Origin of the sequence: Nocardia xishanensis NBRC 101358, from assembly GCF_001613365.1 — a bacterium.
Taxonomy (GTDB): domain Bacteria; phylum Actinomycetota; class Actinomycetes; order Mycobacteriales; family Mycobacteriaceae; genus Nocardia; species Nocardia xishanensis.
In genome coordinates this window covers 136,456-159,838 of sequence record NZ_BDCF01000015.1, presented here as the reverse complement: position 1 = coordinate 159,838, position 23,383 = coordinate 136,456, and the positions used below count along the sequence as shown (strand labels likewise).

The 23,383-nt window shown below is 67.3% G+C and carries 26 protein-coding genes; 14 read left to right on the top strand and 12 right to left on the bottom strand.

Annotated elements, in window-relative coordinates:
- Positions 1 to 14 precede the first annotated feature (14 nt).
- The gene (gene mftF / locus NX1_RS14820) at positions 15 to 1,412 is read left to right on the top strand and encodes a mycofactocin biosynthesis glycosyltransferase MftF (RefSeq protein ID WP_068058751.1); all 1,398 of its coding nucleotides are present in this window, start codon (positions 15 to 17) and stop codon (positions 1,410 to 1,412) included.
- A gap of 262 nt (positions 1,413 to 1,674) precedes the next feature.
- Here mftF and NX1_RS36265 read toward each other — a convergent pair whose 3' ends face one another.
- Complete coding sequence (locus tag NX1_RS36265; RefSeq protein WP_157119751.1) at positions 1,675 to 1,815, bottom strand: hypothetical protein; 141 nt, start codon at positions 1,813 to 1,815, stop codon at positions 1,675 to 1,677.
- 303 nt (positions 1,816 to 2,118) lie between these two features.
- Between NX1_RS36265 and NX1_RS14815 the strand changes: the two genes are divergently transcribed.
- Genes NX1_RS14815 through NX1_RS14805 form a run of 3 tightly spaced genes read left to right on the top strand, consistent with a single transcriptional unit; the run spans position 2,119 to position 4,143 of the window.
- Entirely contained in the window at positions 2,119 to 3,360 is a 1,242-nt protein-coding gene (locus NX1_RS14815) for an oxygenase MpaB family protein (protein WP_068058749.1), read from the top strand.
- A 22-nt stretch (positions 3,361 to 3,382) separates the two neighbouring features.
- Positions 3,383 to 3,823 carry a group I truncated hemoglobin gene (locus tag NX1_RS14810; RefSeq protein ID WP_068058748.1) on the top strand — a complete coding sequence of 147 codons (441 nt, stop codon included), beginning with the start codon at positions 3,383 to 3,385 and terminating at the stop codon, positions 3,821 to 3,823.
- Entirely contained in the window at positions 3,823 to 4,143 is a 321-nt protein-coding gene (locus NX1_RS14805; protein ID WP_157119750.1) for a hypothetical protein, read from the top strand. Before NX1_RS14810 ends, NX1_RS14805 begins: the two co-directional genes overlap by 1 nt.
- Before the next feature lie 76 nt (positions 4,144 to 4,219).
- Here the strand turns inward: NX1_RS14805 and NX1_RS14800 are convergent, their stop codons facing one another.
- The 3 genes from NX1_RS14800 to NX1_RS37985 are packed head-to-tail and all read right to left on the bottom strand — an operon-like array spanning position 4,220 to position 5,090.
- Positions 4,220 to 4,654 carry a nitroreductase family deazaflavin-dependent oxidoreductase gene (locus NX1_RS14800; RefSeq protein ID WP_068058744.1) on the bottom strand — a complete coding sequence of 145 codons (435 nt, stop codon included), beginning with the start codon at positions 4,652 to 4,654 and terminating at the stop codon, positions 4,220 to 4,222.
- Between the two features lie 5 nt (positions 4,655 to 4,659).
- The gene (locus tag NX1_RS37990; RefSeq protein WP_245668510.1) at positions 4,660 to 4,839 is read right to left on the bottom strand and encodes a hypothetical protein; all 180 of its coding nucleotides are present in this window, start codon (positions 4,837 to 4,839) and stop codon (positions 4,660 to 4,662) included.
- Positions 4,836 to 5,090: a hypothetical protein gene (locus tag NX1_RS37985; protein WP_245668509.1), complete on the bottom strand. Its 255-nt coding sequence runs from the start codon at positions 5,088 to 5,090 to the stop codon at positions 4,836 to 4,838. The genes NX1_RS37990 and NX1_RS37985 overlap by 4 nt, the downstream gene beginning before the upstream one ends.
- 115 nt (positions 5,091 to 5,205) lie before the next feature.
- On the opposite strand from NX1_RS37985, the gene NX1_RS14790 reads away from it, so the two are divergent.
- Positions 5,206 to 6,012: a TetR/AcrR family transcriptional regulator gene (locus tag NX1_RS14790; protein ID WP_068058742.1), complete on the top strand. Its 807-nt coding sequence runs from the start codon at positions 5,206 to 5,208 to the stop codon at positions 6,010 to 6,012.
- A gap of 76 nt (positions 6,013 to 6,088) precedes the next feature.
- Here the strand turns inward: NX1_RS14790 and NX1_RS14785 are convergent, their stop codons facing one another.
- From NX1_RS14785 to NX1_RS14770, 4 genes are all read right to left on the bottom strand, one after another.
- Positions 6,089 to 7,498: a nitrilase-related carbon-nitrogen hydrolase gene (locus tag NX1_RS14785; RefSeq protein ID WP_068058740.1), complete on the bottom strand. Its 1,410-nt coding sequence runs from the start codon at positions 7,496 to 7,498 to the stop codon at positions 6,089 to 6,091.
- A 147-nt stretch (positions 7,499 to 7,645) separates the two neighbouring features.
- On the bottom strand, positions 7,646 to 8,308 hold the full coding sequence (locus NX1_RS14780; RefSeq protein ID WP_218024129.1) for a response regulator: 663 nt from the start codon (positions 8,306 to 8,308) through the stop codon (positions 7,646 to 7,648).
- Positions 8,305 to 9,471, bottom strand: a complete 1,167-nt coding sequence (locus NX1_RS14775; protein WP_084501437.1) for a sensor histidine kinase — start codon at positions 9,469 to 9,471, stop codon at positions 8,305 to 8,307. Before NX1_RS14775 ends, NX1_RS14780 begins: the two co-directional genes overlap by 4 nt.
- Positions 9,472 to 9,629: 158 nt before the next feature.
- On the bottom strand, positions 9,630 to 10,538 hold the full coding sequence (locus NX1_RS14770) for an alpha/beta hydrolase family protein (protein WP_068058736.1): 909 nt from the start codon (positions 10,536 to 10,538) through the stop codon (positions 9,630 to 9,632).
- 100 nt (positions 10,539 to 10,638) lie between these two features.
- Here NX1_RS14770 and NX1_RS14765 point away from each other — a divergent pair, with 100 nt between their 5' ends.
- On the top strand, positions 10,639 to 11,226 hold the full coding sequence (locus tag NX1_RS14765; RefSeq protein WP_068058734.1) for a TetR/AcrR family transcriptional regulator: 588 nt from the start codon (positions 10,639 to 10,641) through the stop codon (positions 11,224 to 11,226).
- Positions 11,227 to 11,245: 19 nt separating this feature from the next.
- Here the strand turns inward: NX1_RS14765 and NX1_RS14760 are convergent, their stop codons facing one another.
- The gene (locus tag NX1_RS14760; RefSeq protein WP_068058732.1) at positions 11,246 to 12,127 is read right to left on the bottom strand and encodes an SDR family NAD(P)-dependent oxidoreductase; all 882 of its coding nucleotides are present in this window, start codon (positions 12,125 to 12,127) and stop codon (positions 11,246 to 11,248) included.
- Positions 12,128 to 12,189: 62 nt separating this feature from the next.
- Here NX1_RS14760 and NX1_RS14755 point away from each other — a divergent pair, with 62 nt between their 5' ends.
- The 5 genes from NX1_RS14755 to NX1_RS14735 all read left to right on the top strand — a co-directional run bounded on the left by NX1_RS14755 (position 12,190) and on the right by NX1_RS14735 (position 15,988).
- The gene (locus NX1_RS14755; protein ID WP_068058730.1) at positions 12,190 to 12,807 is read left to right on the top strand and encodes a TetR/AcrR family transcriptional regulator; all 618 of its coding nucleotides are present in this window, start codon (positions 12,190 to 12,192) and stop codon (positions 12,805 to 12,807) included.
- Positions 12,808 to 13,030: 223 nt separating this feature from the next.
- A complete protein-coding gene (locus NX1_RS14750) occupies positions 13,031 to 13,315 on the top strand; it encodes a hypothetical protein (protein WP_157119748.1) in 285 nt (94 codons plus the stop codon).
- Entirely contained in the window at positions 13,303 to 13,752 is a 450-nt protein-coding gene (locus NX1_RS14745; protein ID WP_068058726.1) for a hypothetical protein, read from the top strand. Before NX1_RS14750 ends, NX1_RS14745 begins: the two co-directional genes overlap by 13 nt.
- Positions 13,749 to 14,588 carry an SRPBCC family protein gene (locus tag NX1_RS14740; RefSeq protein ID WP_174555484.1) on the top strand — a complete coding sequence of 280 codons (840 nt, stop codon included), beginning with the start codon at positions 13,749 to 13,751 and terminating at the stop codon, positions 14,586 to 14,588. Before NX1_RS14745 ends, NX1_RS14740 begins: the two co-directional genes overlap by 4 nt.
- A gap of 380 nt (positions 14,589 to 14,968) precedes the next feature.
- A complete protein-coding gene (locus NX1_RS14735) occupies positions 14,969 to 15,988 on the top strand; it encodes a magnesium transporter (protein WP_307650744.1) in 1,020 nt (339 codons plus the stop codon).
- Between the two features lie 241 nt (positions 15,989 to 16,229).
- Here NX1_RS14735 and NX1_RS14730 read toward each other — a convergent pair whose 3' ends face one another.
- Positions 16,230 to 16,865 carry an Rv1733c family protein gene (locus NX1_RS14730; RefSeq protein ID WP_068058722.1) on the bottom strand — a complete coding sequence of 212 codons (636 nt, stop codon included), beginning with the start codon at positions 16,863 to 16,865 and terminating at the stop codon, positions 16,230 to 16,232.
- Between the two features lie 348 nt (positions 16,866 to 17,213).
- Here NX1_RS14730 and NX1_RS14725 point away from each other — a divergent pair, with 348 nt between their 5' ends.
- A complete protein-coding gene (locus NX1_RS14725) occupies positions 17,214 to 17,756 on the top strand; it encodes a flavodoxin family protein (RefSeq protein WP_068058720.1) in 543 nt (180 codons plus the stop codon).
- Between the two features lie 593 nt (positions 17,757 to 18,349).
- A complete protein-coding gene (locus NX1_RS14715) occupies positions 18,350 to 19,216 on the top strand; it encodes a nitroreductase family protein (RefSeq protein ID WP_068058716.1) in 867 nt (288 codons plus the stop codon).
- A 233-nt stretch (positions 19,217 to 19,449) separates the two neighbouring features.
- Here the strand turns inward: NX1_RS14715 and NX1_RS14710 are convergent, their stop codons facing one another.
- Positions 19,450 to 20,097: a response regulator transcription factor gene (locus tag NX1_RS14710; RefSeq protein WP_068058794.1), complete on the bottom strand. Its 648-nt coding sequence runs from the start codon at positions 20,095 to 20,097 to the stop codon at positions 19,450 to 19,452.
- Between the two features lie 60 nt (positions 20,098 to 20,157).
- On the opposite strand from NX1_RS14710, the gene NX1_RS14705 reads away from it, so the two are divergent.
- Positions 20,158 to 21,231 carry a ribosome hibernation promotion factor gene (locus tag NX1_RS14705; protein WP_245668508.1) on the top strand — a complete coding sequence of 358 codons (1,074 nt, stop codon included), beginning with the start codon at positions 20,158 to 20,160 and terminating at the stop codon, positions 21,229 to 21,231.
- 319 nt (positions 21,232 to 21,550) lie between these two features.
- Here NX1_RS14705 and NX1_RS14700 read toward each other — a convergent pair whose 3' ends face one another.
- On the bottom strand, positions 21,551 to 23,365 hold the full coding sequence (locus NX1_RS14700; RefSeq protein ID WP_157119753.1) for a GAF domain-containing sensor histidine kinase: 1,815 nt from the start codon (positions 23,363 to 23,365) through the stop codon (positions 21,551 to 21,553).
- Between the last annotated feature and the right edge of the window lie 18 nt (positions 23,366 to 23,383).

The window sequence follows — 23,383 nt, the reverse complement described above, 5'->3', positions numbered from 1 at the left end:
GGCTGCTGTTCCCCATGGACTCGGGACCGTCTCCCGCGGTGATCGCCACCGTGCAACTCGACCGCCGCACGCGACTGTTTCGCGGCGGGCGAGTCGTGCTCGGCGGAGCGCCGCTCCAACTGCTGGTCCTCGGCCCCGGCGGAGCGGACCGCTTCGGTGCGTGGCTGTCCGGAGCACCGGTGGGAGGCGGTCCCGGGGAGCAAGCGCTGGCTCGGCGGATGCTGGACGCGGGAATCGTGCACCCGGTGCCCGGCCCCGGCGGGTTCACGAATGATGATGTGACACTTGTCGTTCCGGTGAAGGACAACGCGGCGGGCATCGGTCGCCTGCTCGCCGCGTCCGGCGGCATCCCCGAGCGCATCGTTGTCGACGATGGCTCCTCTCCCCCGCTCGCGACGGCAACCATCCGCCACGATCACCCTCGCGGTCCCGCCGCCGCACGAAACAGTGGCTGGCGGCACGCCTGTACTCCCCTGGTGGCATTCCTCGACTCCGATACCGTCCCCGCGGCCGGTTGGTTGAGCTCCGTACTGCCGCTGTTCGACGACCCTGCGATCGCAGCGGTCGCGCCTCGCGTCCGGTCGCTCGTCACCGGCCCCCTCGGTCGATACGAAGCCGAACGATCCAGCCTGGATATGGGACCCGAGGAGGCCATCGTGCGGCCGGACGGGCGCGTGCGGTACGTACCCACCGCAGCCCTCGTCGTCCGACGAGACGTTCTGGAAGCCGTGGGCGGATTCGACGAAACGATGCGTTACGGCGAAGACGTCGACCTCGTGTGGCGGCTGCTCGACGCCGGGCACACCATTCGCTACCAACCCAATTCGATAGTCGAGCACGAGCCCCGTCACACCGTTTCGGCGTGGTTACGTCAACGATTCGACTACGGCACCTCCGCCGCCCCTCTCGCACAACGACATCCACGGCTACTGCACTGTGCCTATCTGCCGGCTTCCGCCGTCCCGCAATACGTTGCCGCCGCCACGGGGCATCCGCTGGTCGCGACAGCGTTCACCCTCCTCGCGACGGCCCGGACAGCGCAGCGCCTACACCGGCGCGGCGTGCCCGCGGGTGTCGCGTTGAGTGTCGCGGCATCCGGCCAATACGCACAGGCCCGTCAACTCGCCGACGCGACCCGGCGAGTGTGGTGGCCGGCAGCACTGCTCAGCCGCCGAGGCCGGGTGATGCTCGCGGCCACCTACCTTCCGCCCATCGTGGCCATCCTTCGCGGCGGCCAAGGCCCCCGCGGGGTGCTGCTGTACATCCTGGACCAGCTGGCCTATGGCCTCGGTGTCTGGAAAGGATGCGTCCGGCATCGAACACCGGATCCGCTACTGCCGCGAATGAATCGAAGTCGTAAGACGGGCACAGATGCCGCTCGCCGAACCACGGCCGGCACCTCCGGCAATTGAATTTTCCAGTCATCGCAGGTGCACTGGATGTAGCCGTTCGCGTGCATCCGTAACAGTGCGGCCGTGCCGCCTGCCAGTTGCCGGTTTCGACGAATCCTGACCCGCGGTGGATCGTCCTGGTAGCCGGAGCGTGGCGTACGCGTGGCCAGGCCCGGGGCCGACGTGGCCGCATCCCTGTTCCGTAAGGCCATGCGTACAAGTCCAATTCCGATGCCCGAACCGTTGCCGTCGCCACCTGGCCTCGATATCCGGGACGCGCTGTTCACGCCGTCGAGGACGCCGCGGAGCCCTTGGCGGGTGCGGGCGTGGCGAAGTCGCCGATGCGGAGCGCCCACAGTGGCGGGGCGAGCCGACCAGTGCAGGCGGCGACCTCGTCGCCAAGCAGCAAGAAGTTACTCTTCATTATCTGTAGATTGCTCAATGCACGCGCCGAGGCCACCCTTCGTCAGGCGGCACCGTTGCGCCATCACCGAGTGCGGCGAAGCCGTCGGTGACGCGCTAGGACCGGGGAATACAACCAGATACAACGCGGTCGAACCCACTTACGTCGGGTCGAACAGCACACATGGAACGCACGTTGAGCAAAACGCGGACAGTGCGCTCTCGAGGTGTTAAGTTACTAATCATTCCTCAATCCTCGCGACCTGGCGCATCGGCCGCTCGCCGCGGGATCGGGGTGTGCTCGTACTCGATGAGGAGTGACGTCATGGATGGACTCAACAGGCGTAATGCGTTGAAAACCAGCGGGATCCTGGGGGCGCTCGGCGCCTTGGCGATCGTTTCGCCCGCGCGGGCGGAGCCGTGGACCTGGTCACCGCAGGGCTCGGTGGCGGGATACGGTGCCGGCGCCGACCCGATGACGGTGTGGGATCCCGAGGCCGACGAGTTGGTCGCCGGATTGATCGACAGGGGCGAAGTCCCCCGGGTCAACGAGTTGTTGCGGACGTGGACCAGGAACGGGCAGCCTTTGCCCGACGGATTGCCGCCGGAGCTGCGGGATTTCATGGAGTACGCGCGTCAGCTACCGCAGTGGACCGATCGAGCCAAGCTGGGTACCGCGATCGAGTTCAACAAGAAGCGGGGACTGTATCTCGGCGTGCTCTACGGGTTCGCCAGCGGCATGATGAGTACCGTCATTCCCAAGGAGGCGCGAGCGGTCTACTACTCCAAAGGCGGTCAAGACCTCAAGGACCGCATCTCCAAAACCGCCAAACTCGGGTATGACATCGGCAGCGCGAACGCCTACGCCCCCGATGGGGAGATGGTCGTCACCTGCGTCAAAACGCGGCTCGTCCATGCGGCGGTGCGGCATCTGCTGCCGCAGTCCCCGCACTGGGTGCACTCCGCCGAGGAAGAAATTCCGATCAGCCAGAACGACATCATGGTCACCTGGCACAGCCTGCCCACGACCGTCATGAAGCACCTAACCGCCTGGAAGGTGCCGATCCCGCCGCACGAATCGGAGGCGTTCCTGCACTCATGGCAGGTGGCCGCGCACATGCTCGGTGTCCGCGACGAATACATCCCCAATTCGTGGCCCGAAGCCAATTCCCAAGCGGCGCAGGTCCTCGATCCCATCATCGCGCCGACGCCCGAGGGCGCCAAGCTCGCCGACCGGCTGCTCGGACTCGGCGCCAACATCGATTTCGCACTCCTCAGCAAACCTGTCCTCGGCGCGTTCACCCGATTCTTGCTCGGCGACAAGGTCGCCGACGGGCTGTCCATCCCGAGGGAGCCGATCTGGGACCCGCTGCTCCGGTTCAGCTGGGGCCCCTTCATCGCCGTGCGTGAGGGCCTGCTCACCGCTGTCCCGCCGGCAGCGGATCCCTACTGGCTCCTCGACGAATTCCTCCGCAAAGCCGCCCTGGTCTATCTGGCCGAACTGCGGATGCCGATCAGCATCGAACTTCCGATGATGAACCGCGACATGAACCTGCCGCCGCGCTGAACGCCGAGCACGTACTCGAACCATGTCTGCACCATCATCTTTCGAGCCCACGCCGGAAACGTCCGAGGCCGCGTCGATCTATGAGCGGATCGGCGGCCGAGAAGCCTTGGAGACGGTCGTCGAAGACCTCTACGCGCGCGTCCTGGCCGACGAGGCGCTGAGCCCGTTCTTCACCGGCACGAACATGTCCCGCATGAAAGGCCGGCAGGTCGAGTTCTTCACTGCCGCCCTCGGCGGACCCGACCCCTACACCGGCGCCTCGATGAAACAGGTCCATCAAGGCCGCGGCATCACCCGGCATCACTTCGGCCTCGTCGCGGGCCACCTGACCGATGCCATGACTGCCGCGGGAGTGTCGCCGGAACTGGTGGCCCAGATCATTGCGGCAGTGTCGCCGCTGGCCGACGACATCGCCGCGAACCCGATGACCGAAAGTCCAATCACCAACAAAGGAGCGCGATGATGCGCACTACCCTTCGCCTTGCCTCCGCCTCGATCGCGGTGGCAAGCCTGGTCGGCACCGCGGCCGCTGCGACGGCCGAACCCAGCTCTGCTCCGGCCTTCGCGCCGGTGGCCGCCGACGCCGGAACCGGCTCGTCGGCGGTGGACTCCGGATCCGCGGCGGCGCGCTCGGCCGTGGAATTCCTCGGGCGTGGCGACCTCATCGGAATCATCGTGCTCCTCGGCGTCACCCCGTTTCAGATGCTGACCGGCGGCATCTGCGATCTGGCCACGATGTCGGCCCTCCCGAATCCCTGCGCCCCGAGGAGGTTGCCGTACTGACGGTTCAGAACGGGAGTTCGCGCCCCCTCGGAGTCTCCGTGGCCGCAGCTGCGGCCACGGACAGAGCGCAGATTCGCTAGCGCGGGGTCAGGACGATGACCGGGATCTGGCGTGTGGTTTTGCGCTGGTAGTCGGCATAGTTGGGGAAGGCGGCGATGGCGCGCTCCCACCACAACGCCTTTTCCTCGCCGAAGACCTCGCGTGCGGTGTAGTCGTTGGCGACGGTGCCGTCCTGCAACTCGACGTGCGGGTTGGCGATGACGTTGTAGTACCAGACCGGATGATTGGGCGCCCCGGCCAGCGAGGCGACCAGAGCGTATTCGCCATTGTGCTCAACTCGCATCAACGGGGTCTTGCGGAGTTTTCCCGTTTTGTTGCCGATGGTCGTCAACAGAACCACCGGCATGCCCATGATCGTCGTGCCTTGCGCGCCACCTGATTCCATGATCCGTTCGGCTTGGTCCGCGGCCCACCCAGCGGTGCCGCGCTGGTATTCTCCGCTCAATGGCACGGTGATCAGTCCTCCTGCTCGGGTCGCGCGGGGCGGTCGGCGCCCGCGCTGTCCAGCGGTGACACTCCCACGGGAGTGTTCTGCGCCGCCGCCAGCCACCACCGGCCGTCACGCTCGGCCAGCACGTACATCGCCATTTCGGAGAACCCGTCACCGTCGGCGGCCTGCCTGCGAATCTGCGTCACCACCACGCCGCGGGAGCGAGAGCGGCGACCACCTCGAACCGTGACGGCGGCGCCACCTTTGCCGCCATCAGGCGGTGATGGATCGCGTTCAGCTCGGCGAATCTGGTCACGCTTGCACCGAAAGGGCTGCCCCACAGGACATCCGCCGCGAAAGCGGAGTCGTATTCGTCGGCGTCGCTCGCTCGCTGTAGCCCTTTGGCGAACTCGGTCGCCACCTGGTGAGCCCGGTCGGCGCGCTCGGGGTCGCTCACTGTAGGTCGAGCATTCATCTCTGGTCCTATCGTCTCCAGTGGAGTATTTCGAGTACAACGTACTCGAAATACTGTCCCGAACTCAAGTACGATGTACGCGAGAACGAGGAGGTCCATGTCGAGCCAGCACAACACGACGATCTGGATGCGCCCGGAGGAATTGGAACGCACAGGGCGCGGGCGGCGGCCCGGCTACAACCGGGCCCAGATCACGCAAGCCGCGGTCGCCGTCGCTGACGAGGAGGGCTTGGATGCCGTGACGATGCGGCGGATCGCCGCCGGGCTCGGCACCGGGGCGATGTCGCTGTACCGGTACGTGGCAGGCAGGGACGACCTGATCGACCTCATGATCGACGCCGTCGTGGGTGAGATCGCCCTTCCCGCGCAGCCGAGTGGGAACTGGCGCGAAGACTTGACGCTCGTCGCCGAGCAAACACGCGCGGTTGGTTTGCGTCACCCCTGGCAGATCGCCCTGGCGAACAGACGACCGACCCTGGGCCCGAACTCCCTGCGCGTGCAAGAGTTCGCCATGTCCGCGCTCGACGGCTTCGGACTGGACATCGACGAAATCGCCAGCCTGATAGGGATGTTGAGCGACTACGCGCACAGCGCCGTCCATCGGGAGATCGGATGGCTGGAACAGGCCAGGCGCACCGGGATGGACATGGCCCAATGGATGAGTGGTTACGTCGGGCCATATGTCGCCGAGGTCGTCGTTTCCGGGCGGTATCCGATGTTCACGCGTTCGATCGAGCAGGCTCGAGTGCCGCATCTGCCACCCGAGCAACGCTTCCGATATGGGCTCGCCCACGTGCTCAACGGCATCGCGGCCGGTCTTCCCGCCGAAAGCGGGCGGGCGGTCGCTGTCCCCGACGGGCCGATACCCGGCTGCCCACAGGATCGACCAGCCGATCCGTCCTGACCACCGATCGCTCGTCGAGGACTCAGCACGAAACCAGCCATAGCCCAGGTCTTTCGGATCGCGGGCCGCACCAGCATCAGCTGCTGGATCGGCGAGTCAGGACTCCGGCCACCGCCACCGCGCACAGCACCGCCGAAGTCCACGCGAACCAATCGCCGCAGCGCGCGTAGAGCGTGCGTCCCGCAGGCCGGGGAATAGACGCGACGACCGAGCGGGTCACGGTGACGCCGGTGCGCTCCGTGCCCAGCACGCGACCGCGGTCGTCGCTGGCAACCAGCTGACCCAACTGCGGCGCCCGCGCAACCCCGACACCCGATTCGACACCACGCAGCACCGCCATCCTGCTGTGCAGCCAGGCATCGTCGGTGAAATCGAGGGCGGGCACGAGCAGCAGTTCGGCACCGCGGCGGACGTTCTCCCGGACCAGGCTCGGGCGGTCGAGGTCGAAGCAGACCGCGAGGGCCCACGGCGTGCCCGGCACCCGCCGCCACTCGGTGCCCGGACGCAGTTCGTCCTCCAGCCCCGGGATCAGGTAGTGCTTGGCATAGACCACGCCCGACGGGTATTCGACCGCGGCGTTCACACTGTCGCCGGCACGGGTGAACACCAGTCCGGCGATGATGTGAATGCCGCGGCGGTGCGCCAGTTCCGCGAGTGGCTCGGCCAGCAGCGGTAGCGTGTGTTCGTCGGCACGCCAAGCTTTCTCGGGCAGCACGACGATCTGCGCGCCATGATCGGCGAGACGTTCGATCTCCCGTGCCACGCGCTCGATCATGTCGCGGCCGTCCGGAGTATCGACCGGCACATAGTCTTCCGGTTGCGACACGGCGAGCAGTCCGACCCGCGTCGAATCCGGACCGTGCGGAGCGACCAAGCGCGACCACCCGAATGCGGCGACCGCGATGAGCAGCACCGCGACCCCGCCGCCGACCCGCAGCCGCTGCACCCGGGTCGCCCGCGGGGCGGTCAACCCTCCGATGGTTGCGGGCACCAGCAGGATCAGGAAGGTGATGCCCCACGGACCGGTCAACGCCGCCGTCTGGATCAGCGGCAGCACATCGGCCTGGGTATAGGCGATACTCCACCACGCGCCGAACGGTCCGAGAACCGCCAGCAGGTATTCCAGAACAACCCATACCGCCGGAAGCGCCAACGCCGCCAACGTTATTCGCCCGCGCACCAGCAGCGCCCCGGTCAATGCCACTGCCGCGCCGAACGCTACCGCGGTGCCGCCGAGCAGTAGCGCTGTCACCGGCGCCGGCTGCTCGAGGGTGTCGACGAAATACGACCACAGTTGCAGTTCACCGCCCAGGCGCGACAGCGCCCCGGCGAGGAAGGCGGTACCCGCCGACACTCGAGGCGCGATCAGCAGCACCGGTATCGGCGCCAGCACCACCAACCCCGCCAACGGATGGAGGCCGGTGCCGAAATGCCATAGCACCGCTGACGACACTGTGGCCGCGGCGACGATCGCCCAAGACTTCACGCGTGGATCCTTTCGAGTGATCGATTCGAACCGGTCCGATGTTCGTCGTCCGGTCGAAGAACCACATCGCCGTCGGGAGCGAAGTCGATGTCACTCCCGCGGAGGCCCAAGCCCTCCCGACCGGGCGCTCGATGGCCGGCCGGTCACTCAGTCCGGTCGACCGGGAACGACCAGTCCGGCCTCGTAAGCGAAGACCACCGCCTGCACGCGATCACGCAAGCGGAGCTTCGAAAGCACCGAGCTCACATGGGTTTTCACCGTGTGCTCACTGACCACCAGGGCGGCGGCGAGCTCGGCATTGGACTGGCCGCGGGCGAGGTGGCGCAGCGTATCGCGTTCGCGCTCGGTCAATTCCGCCAATCGCCCCGCCAATTCGGGGCGCGCGTGGCCGCGCTGAGCCAGGTCCGAGATGAGGCGGCGGGTCACCGTCGGTGCGAGCAACGCCTCACCCGCGGCGACGACGCGCACCGCGTCGACCAACTCGTCGCGGCGCAGGTCCTTGAGCAGGAATCCGCTGGCACCGGCACGCAGTGCGGCGTAGACGTATTCGTCGAGGTCGAACATGGTCATCACCAAGACCCTCGCCGAGGTCTCCGCGCAGATCCGGGCGGTCGCGGCCACCCCGTCGACGCGGGGCATTCGCACATCCATGACCACCACGTCCGGCGCGAGCTCGATGGCGAGGTCGACGGCCTGCCCGCCATCGACCGCCTCGCCCACCACGGTGATGTCCGGCTGGGCCTCGAGGATGAGCCGAAATCCGGCGCGGAACAGATCCTGGTCGTCGACCACCAACACGCGCATCGTCAAACACCCTCTCCCAGTGGCAGTTCGGCATTCACAACGAATCCGTCGGGCACGGGCCCGTGCCACAGTGTTCCGCCGCAGCCGACCACCCGCTCCCGCATGCCGATCAGTCCTCGTCCCTCGAATCGACCGATGCCGACGCGCACTTCGCTGTGCCGACCCGCGTCGCCGCTGATCCCGTAGTCGGCCACCCGGATCCGGAGATGCTCGTCGCCCCAGTGCAGCGACACCCGCACACTGTCGGCGCGGGCATGCTTCATGGTGTTCGTCAGCGCCTCCTGCACCACGCGATACGCGGTGACCGCGATCTCGCCGCGCACCGCGCGCCGCGCACCGCGCTCGTCGAACGACGCGGTGAGTCCGCCGCGCCGGGCCAGCTCGACCAGATCGGGTATCGCCTCGATGCCGGGTTGGTGTGGCGGATCGGCGGCTTCGCCGCGTAGCGCACCGAGACTGTGCCGAAGCTGGTGCAGCGCAGTCCGGCCCGCCTCCGCGATGCCGTCGAAGATCGCGTCCGCGCGGGCCGGATCGGCGCGGGTGAACAGCGATCCGGTCTCGGCTTGCAGAATCATCACGCCCACCGAATGGGTGACGATGTCGTGCATATCTCGGGCGATGCGCAACCGCTCCCGGTCGACCGCCGCGATCCGCTCCTCCTCCAGCCGCCGCGCCCGCTCCTCCAGCATCGCGATCCGGTCCCGCCTGGCCCGCACTCCGGTGCCGAGCGCCCACGCGGTCACGAACGACATCGCCGCGTACCCATACGAATCCGGGCTCTCCTTCGGCAGCACCAGCGAGACCAGCACGCCGATCCCGACGGCGGTCAGCGCACCGCGCCGGAGCCGTGACGGGCTGTAGGCCGCGATGGCGTAGACGCAGACTATGGTGCCGTACGGCAGCGCGGGCATGGCATGCGCGCAGGCCAGCACCGTAATCGCCGGGCCGATCAGGCACAGCGCGAGAATCGGGGCGCGACGTCGCCACCACACCGGCGCCGACGCCAGCACCGAAAGCGCCACAATCCACCACGGCGCCCGCGCGACCACCGCGGGCCCGACGCTGGCCACGGTCACCACCACCGTCAGCACCGCATCGACGGCCCACGACGGGCAGCGCCGCGCCCTCCCGATCACCGCGTCGACATGACCCGCCGCGGCCGCACCCACCTCACACAACCTCACCGGGCCAGTCTTCCGCGCCGCCCGACCCACCACCTCACTCCCGGGGACGATGGCCCGCTCCCCCGCGAGAGTGAGTTACCCCCGCGCCTCCGGCGCACCAGAACGCGGCTCATGGCGAGACCGTTTCTGCAGCAATGAATCTCTTACTTGCTCTGCAGCTTCCCGAGCGGGTGGGGGTCTGTCTCCATGGCCGTGGCCGCCGACTTCCAGCTGGTGTCGCCGGGGAAGAGAGCGCTACGCAGGTACGCGGTGGTGAGCTGTCGCAGCAGGCCGACACGGGCGGGATTCTCGTCGGTGGTCTCAGTGACCTGGTGCCCGGCGATGCCGCCGAGTGAGTGCTCTGCGCCGAACAGGGTGAGCAGGCTCTTGTTTCCCGGGCTGTAGACGTAGGAGTCGGTGAACCAGTCCGGTCCGCGCGTGGACAAATGGGACTGGTCGTGGTCTCCGGCAACGATGAGGGCCTGCGTGGTCATGGCGTCGAATGACGGCTTCATGAAGGGGAAGTGCTGGGCGGCGAACGGGGTCAGATCCTCGCCCAGCCCGGGCAGGGAGAGCAGCACGCCCGCCTTGACGCGTGGGTCGGACATGTCTTCTCCTGGCACGCCGTCGGAATCGAGGACCCGCGCGCCGAGCAGCGTGCTCGCCGTCTGGGCTCCCCAGGAGTGGCCTGCCACGGCGATGCGGTCGCGGTCGAGGCGCCCGTGCAGGCCCGGCACGGTTGCTTCCAGCGTGTCGAGTCCGTCCAGCACGCGCGTGAGGTCCTCGATGCGATAGCGCCAAATCCGTGGCGTACGAGGATCTTCGGCGGCGAGCGCGAGCGTCCTGGAGTCCAGGTGAGTCGGCTGAACGACCACGAAGCCGTGCGCGGCCCAGAAATCCGCCAGCGGGGCGTAGCCGTCCATCGACCATCCGAAACCGTGCGAGAAGACGACGACAGGCAGATCGCCAACGGCCGCGGGAGCGGACACACGGACCTGAAGATCCGCCCCGCGCCCTGGCGCGGGCAGGACAACCGGCTTCGCGGAGATCACCGTGATGTTCGCAGCGAACATGGAAGGCCTCCCGATATGGCATTGTGAATGAAACGGAACGTGGTTCCGATACAATACGGAACACGGTTCCGGTTTGCAATGACCCGGAAGGAGAGCCCCGGTGGACGACAGCAGCTCGCGCGACAGCGCGGCCGGACCCAAACGCAAGGACGCCCGCCGCAACCAGCAGACCCTGCTGGACGCGGCCGCGGCGCTCTTCGTCACCTCGGGCGTCGACGTGCCAGTCCGCGACATCGCCGCCGAAGCCGGTGTCGGGGTGGGCACGATCTACCGCCATTTCCCTACCCGGGCGGATCTCGTCATCGCCGTCTACCGCCACCAGGTCGACGCCTGTGCCGAAGCCGGCCCGGAACTGCTGGCGACCTGCCCGACCGCCCACGCCGCCCTCGCACGGTGGGTCGAACTCTTCGTCGATTTCCTGGTCACCAAGCACGGCCTCGCGGCCGCACTCCAGGCCGACAGCACCGGCTTCGAGGCGTTGCACGACTACTTCCTCGACCGCCTCTTGCCGGTATGCGCCCAGCTTCTCGACGCCGCCGCCGCGTGCGGCGAGATCCGCTCGGGGCTCGATGCCTACCAGCTCATGCGCGGCATCGGAAACCTCTGCATCGGCGCCGAAAGCGACCCCCGCTACGACGCGCGCGCACTGGTGAAGCTTCTTGTCGCGGGATTACATCAACCGCGCTGATCGTCGCGCCAGATTCGCTCTAGCCGCTCAGGAAACGCTGGGTGGCGTCGTAGACGTCGCGTTGGTAGGCGCGATCGCGAGAGCGGGCCGAGGACAGCTTCGGGCGTCCGGTGTCCACGGCGCGGACCGCACGGATATAGCTGCCGCTCGAGTGGGCGGGTCGGGTGGCCGTCGCGACCACCGTGCGCGCGGGCCGCTCCGGCGAGGTCATCAACGGTGCGCCGAGGAGGCCGATCAGGTGCAGCGGACCGCCCGCGCTGCGTTGGAATCCCGTGCGCACCGCCCCCGGATCCACCGCGTATACCTCGATCCGGTCACGCCACCTCTCGGCCAGCGCGTAGGTATAGGCGAGGTTGGCGAGTTTGCTCGACGCGTACGCGCGCATCTGCGTCCACTCCCCCGGCAATGCCCAGTCCTCGATCGGGCGGGCCCGCGCTTCCAGATATGAGGTCATCATGATCAACCGTGGTAGTGAATGACGCTGTCCGCCAATCGGTTTCAGGATCGATTCCAGGCCGTGGGCAAGTCCTGCGGCCGCCAGGTGATTGACGGCCACGGTCCGTTCGACGCCGTCCGCGGTGAGGCCGCGCCGATCGAACGCGGCGCCCGCGTTGTTGACCAGGACGCCGAGACCGTCCGGTGCGGCGCGGTGCACCTGATCGATTAGTCGCCGCACCCCCGACCGTGTTTCGAGGTCGGCATCGACGGGAATCAGACCGCCGGGCACGTCGCCCATGCGCGCTGCCGCCTCCCCCGCACGCTCCGCGCTGCGCCCGTGCACCAGTACGGTCCAGCCGAGCCCCGCCAGCGCGCGACCGACCGAGAACCCGATACCGCTCGTCGCTCCGGTGACCAGCGCGGTCGAAGCCGGCGGGACCGCCAATGGATTCGTTGTGTCCATTACTCTCATTCTCAGAGCGCAGAATGGAATGGCAATACCAAAATCGAGTCCGGAGAACCCCGATGCCCGCGTCCGCCGACACCCTGACCGCCAAAGGACTGCGTAGCCGCGCCCGGATCGTCGACGCCGCCGCACGCCTGATGCTCGCGAACGGCACGCACGGCACCACGATGGAGGCGATCCAGCACGAGGCGGGCGTCAGCGCCTCGCAGCTCTATCACTACTTCGACAACAAACGGGACCTGCTGGCGGCGGTCATTCAATCCAGTACGGAGGTCGTTGTCGCCAACAAGTGGCTGCTCGAGATGCGCTCGCTGCACGATCTGCGCGCATGGCGGGATGCGGTGGTCGCGGCGGCGCGCGCGACCGGCTGTCGCACCGGGTGTCCGCTGGCCTCGTTCGCCGAGGACATCCCCGATACCGATCCGGAACTCCTCGAACTGGTGGCCGCCGGATTACGCCGCCTCACCGCCGCCGTGGCCGATGGCCTCACCGCGATGCGCGATGCGGGAGAACTGCGCGAGGACACCGATATCGAGCGCTTGGCGCTCGTCGTCGTCACCGCCTACGAGGGCGGCATGCTCGTCTCCCGGGCTCAGCGCGAACCCGCACCGCTGGAGGCGGCGCTCGACGCCGCCGTCGCCTGTGTCGAGACGCAGGCCGCCTCCGCGGATCGGTGATCACCGGCGTCAGCGGTCGCGGACCACGCGCAAGGGTGTCGACCGCGCGGCAAGCCACTGCGTAAGGAAGCCGACGCACTGAGCGTGAGCGCTGTTCGATCGGAGTGTGGGCAGCCGGCGTCACATGATCGCCCCCGGTCCTTCCGAGCGGTGTACGTTGGTCCCGCCGGGAAGGGCAGTGCGGCCCTCACGGGGATGCGTGTGCTTTCGCGAGACTCGATGCATGCCCCTGCATCGTCACCGCCCAGCATTCGATCCGGTCGCCGCAGCATTGGCTCATCCGTCCATCGCGGGGGGATGTGTCTTGCTGGCCGCCGCCGTGGTCGAACTTCCTCGATTGCCGCTGTGGACGCGTGATTACGGCAACGTGCTGGTCTATATGGCGCTCGCGCTCTACTGCGCCGGCGCCGTCGCACTGCTGCGCACGGGATGGCACACCCATAGGCTGCTCGCCGAGAAGACCCTTGGGGCGAACGCCGATCGGTGGGAGCAAGCATGTCTTCGCTGAGTGAACGTCAGACCGATCGCGCCTTGAGGGCATCACTGGTCGGCGCGACGGCGTATGCCGCATTTTGCGCTTTCGCAGGAGCGATCGGTCTTGTCGGTGGTGGCGCCGGCCTCGGGAACGAGGCCGGCGTCCGTCTCCTGTTCGCGAGTCCCGCCTTCGCCGCGGCCATGCTGACGCTGCTGGTCGGCGTGCCGATGTCGACTACCGCCGCACTGACGCTGCGATGCGACTCCCGTGCCACACCGGTCGGCATCGGCGGCGGTCTGCTGCTCGTGAGTTGGATCGTGGTCCAACCCTTCGTCATCGGCCAGTTTCACTGGCTGCAGCCGGTCTTCGGGGCGCTCGGAGTCGCCGTCTGCGTCCTGGCCTATCGGCTGCACCGGCATAGGGCCCGCCACAGCGCGCCTGGTTCGACTGGCCTCGCGGTCCCCGCGTGACACACCTGGCAACGGAAAGGAACAACCATGACTTGGCCTGTCGCGGCGGTGATCATCGCCGTTGTTTTCGCGCTGATGGTCGTGATCACGACCTATCTGACGAGCCGCAAACCGTGATGGCGGCGCGAAAGACCGCGGCCGCGGCGGGGGCGGCCGCCGCGGTCATGACCGTACTGGCGACCGGGTATCTCCGGCTCTGGCGAAGTAAATGCCTGAACTGGGGTGCCACAGCCGAAGAAGTTGCGCGGCCCATGCCCGGCGACGAATTCCTCCCACATCCGGAACTCCTCGCGACCAGAGCCGTGACCGTCGCGGCCGAACCCGCCGCAGTCTGGCCATGGCTGATACAGATCGGGCCGGGACGCGGGGGCGCTTACACGTACGACTGGATCGAGAACCTGCTCGGCCTCGATATGCACAGTGCGAATACGATTTTGCCGCAATTCCAAGATCTTTCCGTGGGAGACACGCTCGCGCTCGGCAGCACCGGTCCACGGATGCGCGCACAAATCATCGAGCCCAACCGCGCATTGGTGTTCGCCTCCGACGACGGCGATTGGATCTGGTCGTTCGGCCTGTACCGGACCCCGGAGGGCACCCGGTTGGTCAGCCGGAACCGCATCCGACGTCCTGCCGCTTCACCACTCGGCAAATTCCTCTACGCTCTCGTCATGGAACCAGGCAGCCTGGTGATGGAGCGGAAGATGTTGCACGGCATCAAGCAACGCGCCGAGCGCACACCTGTCATGCCGGGCCGGGCCGGCGATATCACCCAGCCGTCGCCGACCGACGACTGGTCGACGCCTACCGATCCAGCTCGAGACGTTCGTCGGTGATCCTGCGCTCGAAGCGCCCGATCGGCGTCGACGACTCCACTTGGCCGCAATGCGATGGGCCGCGCACAAAGCCGCGCGCCGGCTGGTGCCCGCGGACGACCTACGGCGCCGGAATGGGCGGCCCGGTGCCCGCACCCGGCCTCGATCAGCCCGTACCGCGAGCGCAGATACTCGAATCAAGACATCGGAACCGAGCCAACCAGCAGGATTCATGAATACGCTTCGCGGACCTCGTCCCCAGTCATCCTTCACCGACCTCACCGACCGGCCGTCGGTGCCTCCCGCCGTGGAAAAGCCGCGCCCACTCGTCGAGACAAGGCCCGTCGAGCGGCGAGCGGTCACTACCCGCCGTCCGGTCGTGGATTCGCTGTCTGCCCCCGATGCGGACTGACGGCGCGGCAATGGTCAGGCGCGGCATGCCGGTGGGCCGGAGAAAAGATGCGGCAGCGCTGCTGACGACGGCTGCCGCGCACGCCTGTCGCGATGTCCCGACCGCCGCGCCCAGCGACACTGTCGAGCAAGTACTCACCGGAATGCAGGGTCGTCGGTTCGCCAGCGTCGCGGTTGTCGCGGTCTGCGATGGTCCTCGGCTGGAAGGCATCATCACCCTCGAGAACCTGCTCGCCGCCGACCCGCGTTGCCGAGTCGCGGCGGTGATGGATGCCGACCCACCCACCGTGGCCGGCCACCAGGATCAGGAGCAGGCGGTATGGAAAGCACTGCGCCACAACGAAGCCGGGCTGGCCGTCGTGGACGCAGACCGACGGTGGCTCGGGGTCATTCCCCCCCAACGGCTGCTTTCGGTGTTGCTGGAGGAGCACGATGAAGACATCGCGCGCCTGTCGGGCTACTTGACCTCGACAGCGGGTGCGCGGAAGGCAAGTACCGAACCGATCGGACGTCGACTGTGGCATCGCCTGCCGTGGCTGCTGGTCGGTTTGGCCGGTGCGATGCTAGCGGCCGGGATGGTGGACGCGTTCCAAGCCCAACTGGAAAGACAGGTCCTGGTCGCGTTCTTCATTCCCGGCATCGTCTACCTCGCCGACGCTGTCGGAACCCAGACCGAGTCGCTGGTCATCCGCGGGCTCTCGGTCGGGGTCGGCATCGAGAAGATCCTCTGGCGGGAAGCGGTGACGGGCTTGATGATCGGATGTCTGATCGCGGCGGTCACCTACCCGGTGACGCTACTGATCTGGCACGATGCATCGGTGTCGCTGGCGGTCTCGTTGTCGCTGTTGGCCGCGTGCTCGGCGGCGGCTGTGGTGGCGATGGTTTTGCCCTGGTCATTCGCCAAATTCGGTATCGACCCCGCCTTCGGATCAGGGCCGCTGGCAACGATCGTGCAGGACTTGTTGTCGATTCTGGTCTACCTGGCCGTGAGTACGGCCGTGGTCGCCTGAGCGGTACGGGCCGGTCACGCCAGTCGCGCAGTGCATCGGACGCATCGAGGGCGGCGAAAACAGCACGCCCACCGTGGAATACGCGCGACCTCGTTGGGCGGATCCTCATCGGGTGTCCGACGATTGCACGGGCCGGTCGCAGTCACGACACGATGGACCTTCACCTTGGGCTAGCGTTCGCTGGTGTCGCCCAGGCTCAGTGCCGGCATCGACCACTGCCGCCCACCGTCACTGCACTGCGTCACCGGCGATCCTTCCTGACCGGATGGTTGATTTGCCGCCATCGCGTATCCCAATGGCGGCTGTGGCGTCGCGCCACCAGCCATCCGGTGCCCGCGGCCAGTCCCCAGACCCCCAGCCAGGCACCGGCCAGCACACCCGCGCCGACACCGATCCCGGCCACCGCTGCGGCCTCGGGGCTGCGCGGTTCCGACGTGGGGGCGCCGTCGCTGCCCAGCCAGACGGCGCAGTGATCACCGCGTGACATGCTGCGCGGCACCACGATTCGGGCGTTCGCCGCCGTGCCGTTGGCGACCCATTGCACGCTCGCCTCCGAACGGAAAGGCCCGGTCTGCACCGGCTCGGTGATGACCAGGGCCTCGACGCGCGAGACAACTTCGCGCTCCGCCACGATCTGACGAGCATTATCGGAGTAGGTGGTGGTGGCCAGCGCGCCTGCGATCGGTACGGCGAGCAATCCGGCGAGTACCGCGAAGACCCGGATCGTGATGTCGAGCCGGTCGCCGGGACGCAGCAACGGGCTGGGGTTCCATGGCCGTCGCACCCACAGGCGCGCCACGCCGGTCCAACAGCGGTCCCAGGCAAATGACTCGAACTGCGTCACCGTCGTCCGCTTGTCCCTGGTGCTGTGGCCCATGGATCGAGCATCACCCGCGGGAGGATCCATGAGCAGAGAAGAAGGTCCTCGGCGCGGGGGCCTAGCGACCCTGCCCTCGGCGCCATGGCCGGGACGACAGGTTGCTCGCTGGGCGCCGACTGGACGCGGAACGAGGCGCACGGCCTTTGGGATGGGCTTCCGATGCCCCGCGGTGATTTCGCGGACACCAAGTGCCTGGACCCGCGGGCGCGGCATCGTAGTGCACCGCTGGATCGGCGACGAAAGTCCTTTGCCGGGTGGCGGTTCGGCACTGCCGAGGCGGGCAGCACCCGCCGTAGCGTCCTGTTCTGGTAAAGCCGCGAAACCCGAGGCGTGAAGGAGACACCGATGAGAGCGCGCGTCGTCTACGAGTCGATGTTCGGCAACACCGCGACGATCGCCGAAGCGATCGCCCAAGGACTAGGCATCCACGCGACCGTGGAGGTGGTCGACGTCACCACTGCGGCCCAATTGCCCGAGCCGACAGTCGATCTGCTTGTGGTCGGCGGCCCGACCCACGCGTTCGGGCTCAGCCGGCCCCGCACCCGCCGCGACGCCGCCACCCGCACCAGCGCCCCCGTCGCAGTGGAAACCGGGATCCGCGAATGGCTCGAGAGCGCACTACCGGTTCCCGAGGGTGCCCGCGCGGCGGCGTTCGGCACCAAAGCCGCCCACCCACGCCGGCTGCCCGGCTCGGCGGCGCGCGGCATCGGACGACGCCTGCGCGGCCTGGGCTACCAGCTCATCGGTGAGCCCACCGACTTCCTGGTCGACGCGATGACCGGTCCGCTCACCGCGGGCGAACTCGACCGCGCTCGCCGCTGGGGCGAACAGCTCGCCCACATCGAACTCGAGCGCGACGCTTCCCATATCTGCCGTCGCCGCGAGTGATCGACCACCAGATGCTCACGATCCCGAGGAGATCGGGAGTGTCGGAACTACGGCGGCTCTGATCTCGGTCCGGCGCCTGTGGGCGCCCAGGCCGATCAGCATAGCGCGCTGGCGGAGTTCGGCGCTCGCGGTGCTCGCGAAGTCGATTCGGCGGCGGGCGTTGAAGAGTGTGGTCACCACGCACGTGCCGACCGGGCCGGTCGGTCGGTCGGTCGGTCGGTCGGTCGTAGAGCGTGGCGCTGCCAATGGAGATGCCAGCAGCGGCGATGGCGCCGTCGGCGCGCATGCCGGGTTCTGCGGCGCCGAGGCGATCACGCCGACTCGCCGCCGACCGCTACGGCAGCCGGTGAGCATGACCACCTCGACGGCCGACCGCGCCCTGATCACGGCCGATGGGGAGACGGGAAGTGGCCACGGTCACACGCTGCGGCGGGCGTGAATTCGGCCGGCGAATGCCGCCTGTATGCACGTGTCGAGTCCCGGTCGAATCAGCATCGGAAGTCCGCTGATCAGGGGTCCTCATGCCCTGCCTTCCCCGACCGCGGCGCGGCATCGTGGAGGAAAGCAATCGACTACGAAGGGCAACGACACCGATGGACGACCGCGCACCGGACGACGACACCGTCGCCACCGCCTTGGCGCTGGCGCTGCGCGCACCGTCGAGGTACAACCTCCAGCCATGGCGCTGGCGGATCGCCGCGGACGGCCTGCACCTGTACCTGGATCGGACACGATCACTGCCGGTGACCGGCGGCGGACAACGTGATGAGCTGCTCGGCTGCGGGGCGGCACTGCACCATTTGTCGGTGGCCTTCGCCGCACTGGGTTGGGCCACGATCGTGCATCGGATGCCAAGTTCGGACAATCCGGACCATTTGGCCGCCGTTACCGCAGTGGCGCGGCGGCCTACCAAGCAAGACATCGCGATGAGCGCCGCGATCACCCGCAGGCACAGCGACCGCAGGAACTACAGCGACTGGATCGCCCCACCGGGATACCTCGGGCTGTTGACCGAACGCGCCTCGGCCATGGGTGCACTGATTCGCCCGCTCCGCGACCATAGCGGCGACCGGCGGGCTTTCGAACCACGCGCGGCAACCCAGCGCTGGGCGGGCGGCTATGCGGTTGATGGCCCAGGACCCGACGTGACCGCGGGGCCCGACCACGCCGACGTGCTGGTACTCGCCACACCCGGCGATGACCGCTTGGCGCAACTTCGGGCTGGCGAGGCGATGAGCGCGGTGCTGCTGACCGCGGCCAACATCGGACTGGCCACTTGCCCGCTTTCGGCGCCGCTCGACAGCGCCGATAGACGCCTTCAGCTGCGACACGATGTCTTCGACGACTCCGCGCACCCCCAGATCGTCCTGCGAGTCGGTCAGGCTCCCGACGGCGCGGACCTGCCGACGATCACCACACGCCGATCACTCGCGGAGGCGCTTTTCCCGGTCCATGCGTGATGTCACGGGCCTTCCAAGCGCATTACCAATGACGGGGCAAACCCGTCCGGAGCTGTAACCCGGCTCTGCGGCGGAGACTTTGCGAGTCACCTGGACGTCAGGGAACTTCTCCTGCCAGCCCGCCAGCTGTTCGGCGACAGGTCGTGCATGCCGGAAACTGCCTGAGCCGTTCGACCCTCCGCAACAACAACATTCCCCCGTGCACAGGTCGACGGCGGGCGCGCTTTCTGGTCTCACTCCCGGTTGTCGGAGGTATTCAGTTTGGAAGCCAGCACGGCGGCCTGGGTGCGCCGTTCCACGCCGAGTTTCGTCAGCAGCCGGGACACGTAGTTCTTCACTGTCTTCTCCGCCAAGAACATTCGCTGTGCGATTTGCCGGTTCGTCAGTCCCTCACCGAGCAGACCCAGCAGGACACGTTCCTGGTCGGTGAGCCCAGCCAGCGGCCCCGTCTTGGCTTCGGCCTCTTCACGCAATTTCGCCATCAACGCGGCCGCGGCCCGGTTGTCCAGCAGCGACTTACCCGACCCGACATCCCGGATCGCGTCGACGAGATCGGTCGTTCCGATGTCCTTGACGACATAACCGCTGGCCCCGGCGAGGATCGCATCCAGCATGGCTTGCTCGTCGGTGAACGAAGTGAGAATCAGGCAGCGCAGCTCCGGCCGCTGGTCCAGCAACTCCCGGCACAACTCGATGCCGTTGCCGTCGGGCAACCGCACGTCCAGCACCGCAACATCCGGTTGCAGCGCGGGGATACGAGCCATCGCCTGCGACACGCTGCCTGCTTCACCGACGACGTCGATATCGGGCTCGGCGTCGATCAGGTCGGCCACGCCACGCCGCACGATGTGGTGGTCGTCTACCAGGAACACCTTGATCATGTCCATACACCTCCGTCAGCCATCTTCTCAGCGTACGAAGATACGCGCCGGATGAGGCCGATGAACAAACCAACACCGAAATCGAAAACGGCTGCCTCTATAGCGATGACGACAAGGCTGCCGGGACATGCCGAGGACACGCCCGACCGCCAAGGCGTCCGGAATGCCCAGAGCGTGGTGGCCGGCGGTGCACGGATGACGAGCGAAACCGCAGTGCCAGAAGCCCTTCGGGCGGGTCCTCCGGACGCACCGACAATGGGGCCATCGGCGGACGCTGGACGGGACTTTCGGCCCTCTCCCCGCTTCGGGATCGGTGCCAGAGTCGTTCACATGAGCAAAGGCACCGCAACGGACGCGGCACTACGGATATCGATCGGGCACCATGTCTCGGCTGCAGCGGCCGACTACGCACGTGAGAAGATCAGCGCCGCTTTGGATTACGCACCCGAGCCGCTGCTCGGAATGCGGGTGCGAATCACCGGGCACGCCGACCCTGCGGTGGCCCGCCCGATCGTCGCGCAGGCGAATGTGAACATGAACGGCCGACCGGTACGGGTCCAGGTCGCTGCCGCGACCACCAGAGAAGCGATCGATCTGCTCGCTGCCCGGTTGAGAACACGCCTCGAGCGGTTGGCTCGGCACGGAGGAGCAGTGCACGGGGAACTGTCCCGTTCGCGATCGGTCGAATGTCGACACGGTGGCACCGTAGGCGGCTTGTTGCCACGCGCTCGGGACACCGCTGAGCCGCGCCGGATCGTGCGGCGCAAATCGTATGCGCTGCTCGGCGAGACCTGCGACGAGGCCGTGTTCGACATGGAGATCATGGACTACGACTTCCACCTGTTCACCGAATCCGGCACCGACGCCGACAGCGTGTTGTATCGCGGCGAAGACAGAAGTTACCGCCTTGCGCAGGTGGATCCGCGTCCCGCATCCGTGACTCGGAGCGCTGTGTCGTTCACAGTCAGTCCGACGCCCGCACCGGCGCTCGATGTCGAGGACGCCGTCGCGCGTCTGGAGCTGACCGGCCTGCCGTTCGTGTTCTTCCGCGACCGGGCGTCGAACCGGGGCAGCGTGCTCTACCACCGCTACGACGGCGACTACGGCCTGATCACACCACCGACACAGCAGTGAGAAACCGCCCCGAGGAAGCACGATGAACATCCGTCACGCACCCATATATGCACTCGCAGTGGCCGTTGTGATCACCGCACTGGTCCTGGCCGGCTTGCCTGCCGCCAGCCTCCTGCTGCTCCAGGCCGCAGCGGCCTGCCCGCTGCTGGCGCTGGTGCTGACCGGCGGCACGAACAAGTCCGCGCAGCAAGGCGGGTGCCGGGGTCAGCACCCGCAGGGCCGGGAGACCACCGCTGCACTGCGACTCCGCCTCCCACCATCGACCTCGCGCGAACATCTCGTAGCGAGGTCGACGAAACCCTTGGCGGACTCGTCGGATTCACCGATCGGCTGGGTTGTCCGGGATCGCATGGCGGGTACGGGTGCCGTTTGCCGATACAGAGGGCATCGGAACCGACCAACGGAGAACCGTGCCACCGCCGGAAGCTCGACCGGCGCTGAAGTTGCCGCCGGCGTCGTAGGTGCGCGCGGCCATGTTGGCCAGCCCACTACGGCGAGTGAGCTCCTCGGGCAGACCGATACCGTTGTCGGCGATTTCGAGGATGACGTCGTCGCCGATGGTGAGTTTGACCGAGACGGTGCTGGCATGGGCGTGCCGGACCACGTTGCTGAGCGCTTCCCGCAGCACTGCTTCGACGTGGTCGAACATGGTGGGGGTCAGTACCGAGACCGGTCCGGCCAGGCGGATCGACGTGCGAAGGTCGGTGTCGGCGGTCATCTCGGCCACCACAGCGTGCAAGCGTTTGCGCAAGACCGGCGCTTCGGCGGAGGTGCTCGAATGCAGATCGAAGATCGAGTGCCGGATGTCTTGGACGATCGTTTGCACGTCGTTGATGGTCTCGGTGAGCCGGGATTTGACCTCTGGAGCTCGTGCGCGCTGCGCTGTTCCCTGCAGTGACAATCCGACCGCGAACAACCGCTGGATGACATGGTCGTGGAGGTCGCGGGCGATGCGGTCGCGTTCCGAGACGACGTCGAGTTCGCGCATTCGGCGCTGGGTATTCGACAACTGCAGCGCCAGCGCCGCCTGGTTGGCGAAACCCGTGATCATCATTTGCCCTGCGGCATTCATCGGGGGCGTTTCGGCCGAGCGCACCGTGGCCAGCACGCCGATGACCGACTGCCCCGCCCGCAGCGGCAAGGTCAGAGCTCGACCGTACTCGACAAGCGGATCCAGCTCCGGCGCAGTGCCCGGTTCATCGGCGGACACGTACTGCTCGTCCCGGAATGCCGCACCGGTATAGGATCCGTGCACCGGGATCCGCTGTCCGACGAGCTCACGGGCGTCGAGTCCGGCCGCCGAGACCACCACGAGTTCGCCGACTTCCTCCGACGGCGTATCGGGATCCTCGGGCAAGGCGAGATAAGCGCAGGCCGACCCGGTCAAAGTCAACGCACGTGCCGTGATCAGCTCGAGTACTTCGGCCGAGTCTCCGCCGGCCAGTACGATTGTCGCGACATCTTGATTGGCTTCCAGCCATTGCTGGCGGATTCGGGATTCCTCGTAGAGGCGCGCATTGGCGATGGCGATGCCGGCGGCCGCGGCCAATGCCTGCACGACGACTTCGTCGTCTTCGGTGAATTCCTGACCGCCGGACTTCTCGGTCAGGTACAGGTTCCCGAAGATCTCCTCGCGTACCTGGACCGGCACACCGAGGAAAGTCTTCATCGGCGGATGATCGGCGGGGAAACCGACCGAGGACGGGTGCGCCGACAAGTCCGGAAGCCGGATCGGTTTGGGCTGCTCGAACAGAAGCCCGAGCACACCGTGCCCACTAGGCAGATCGCCGATCATCACCCGAGTACGGTCGTCGATACCCTCGTAGACGAACTCTGCCAACCGCTTGGAAGCCTCGTCGGTTTCGCGGACACCGAGCGCACCATAGCGGGCATCGACCAGCTCGATCGCCGTGTGAACGATCGTCCGCAGCGTGTTGTCCAGATCCAGACCCGCGGTGATCACCAACATCGCTTCGATGAGCCGATCCATCTGATCACGCACACCGACGATCTCCGCGATGCGATCTTGAACCTCGACCAGCAGCTCGCGTAGGCGGGACTGGGCAAGCGTTCCGATCACTGGAGACCGCTCGTCTGGTCCGAAGTCGGACGTTGGACCTTGCATACCCAGCATTCTGGCATCACCGAACCG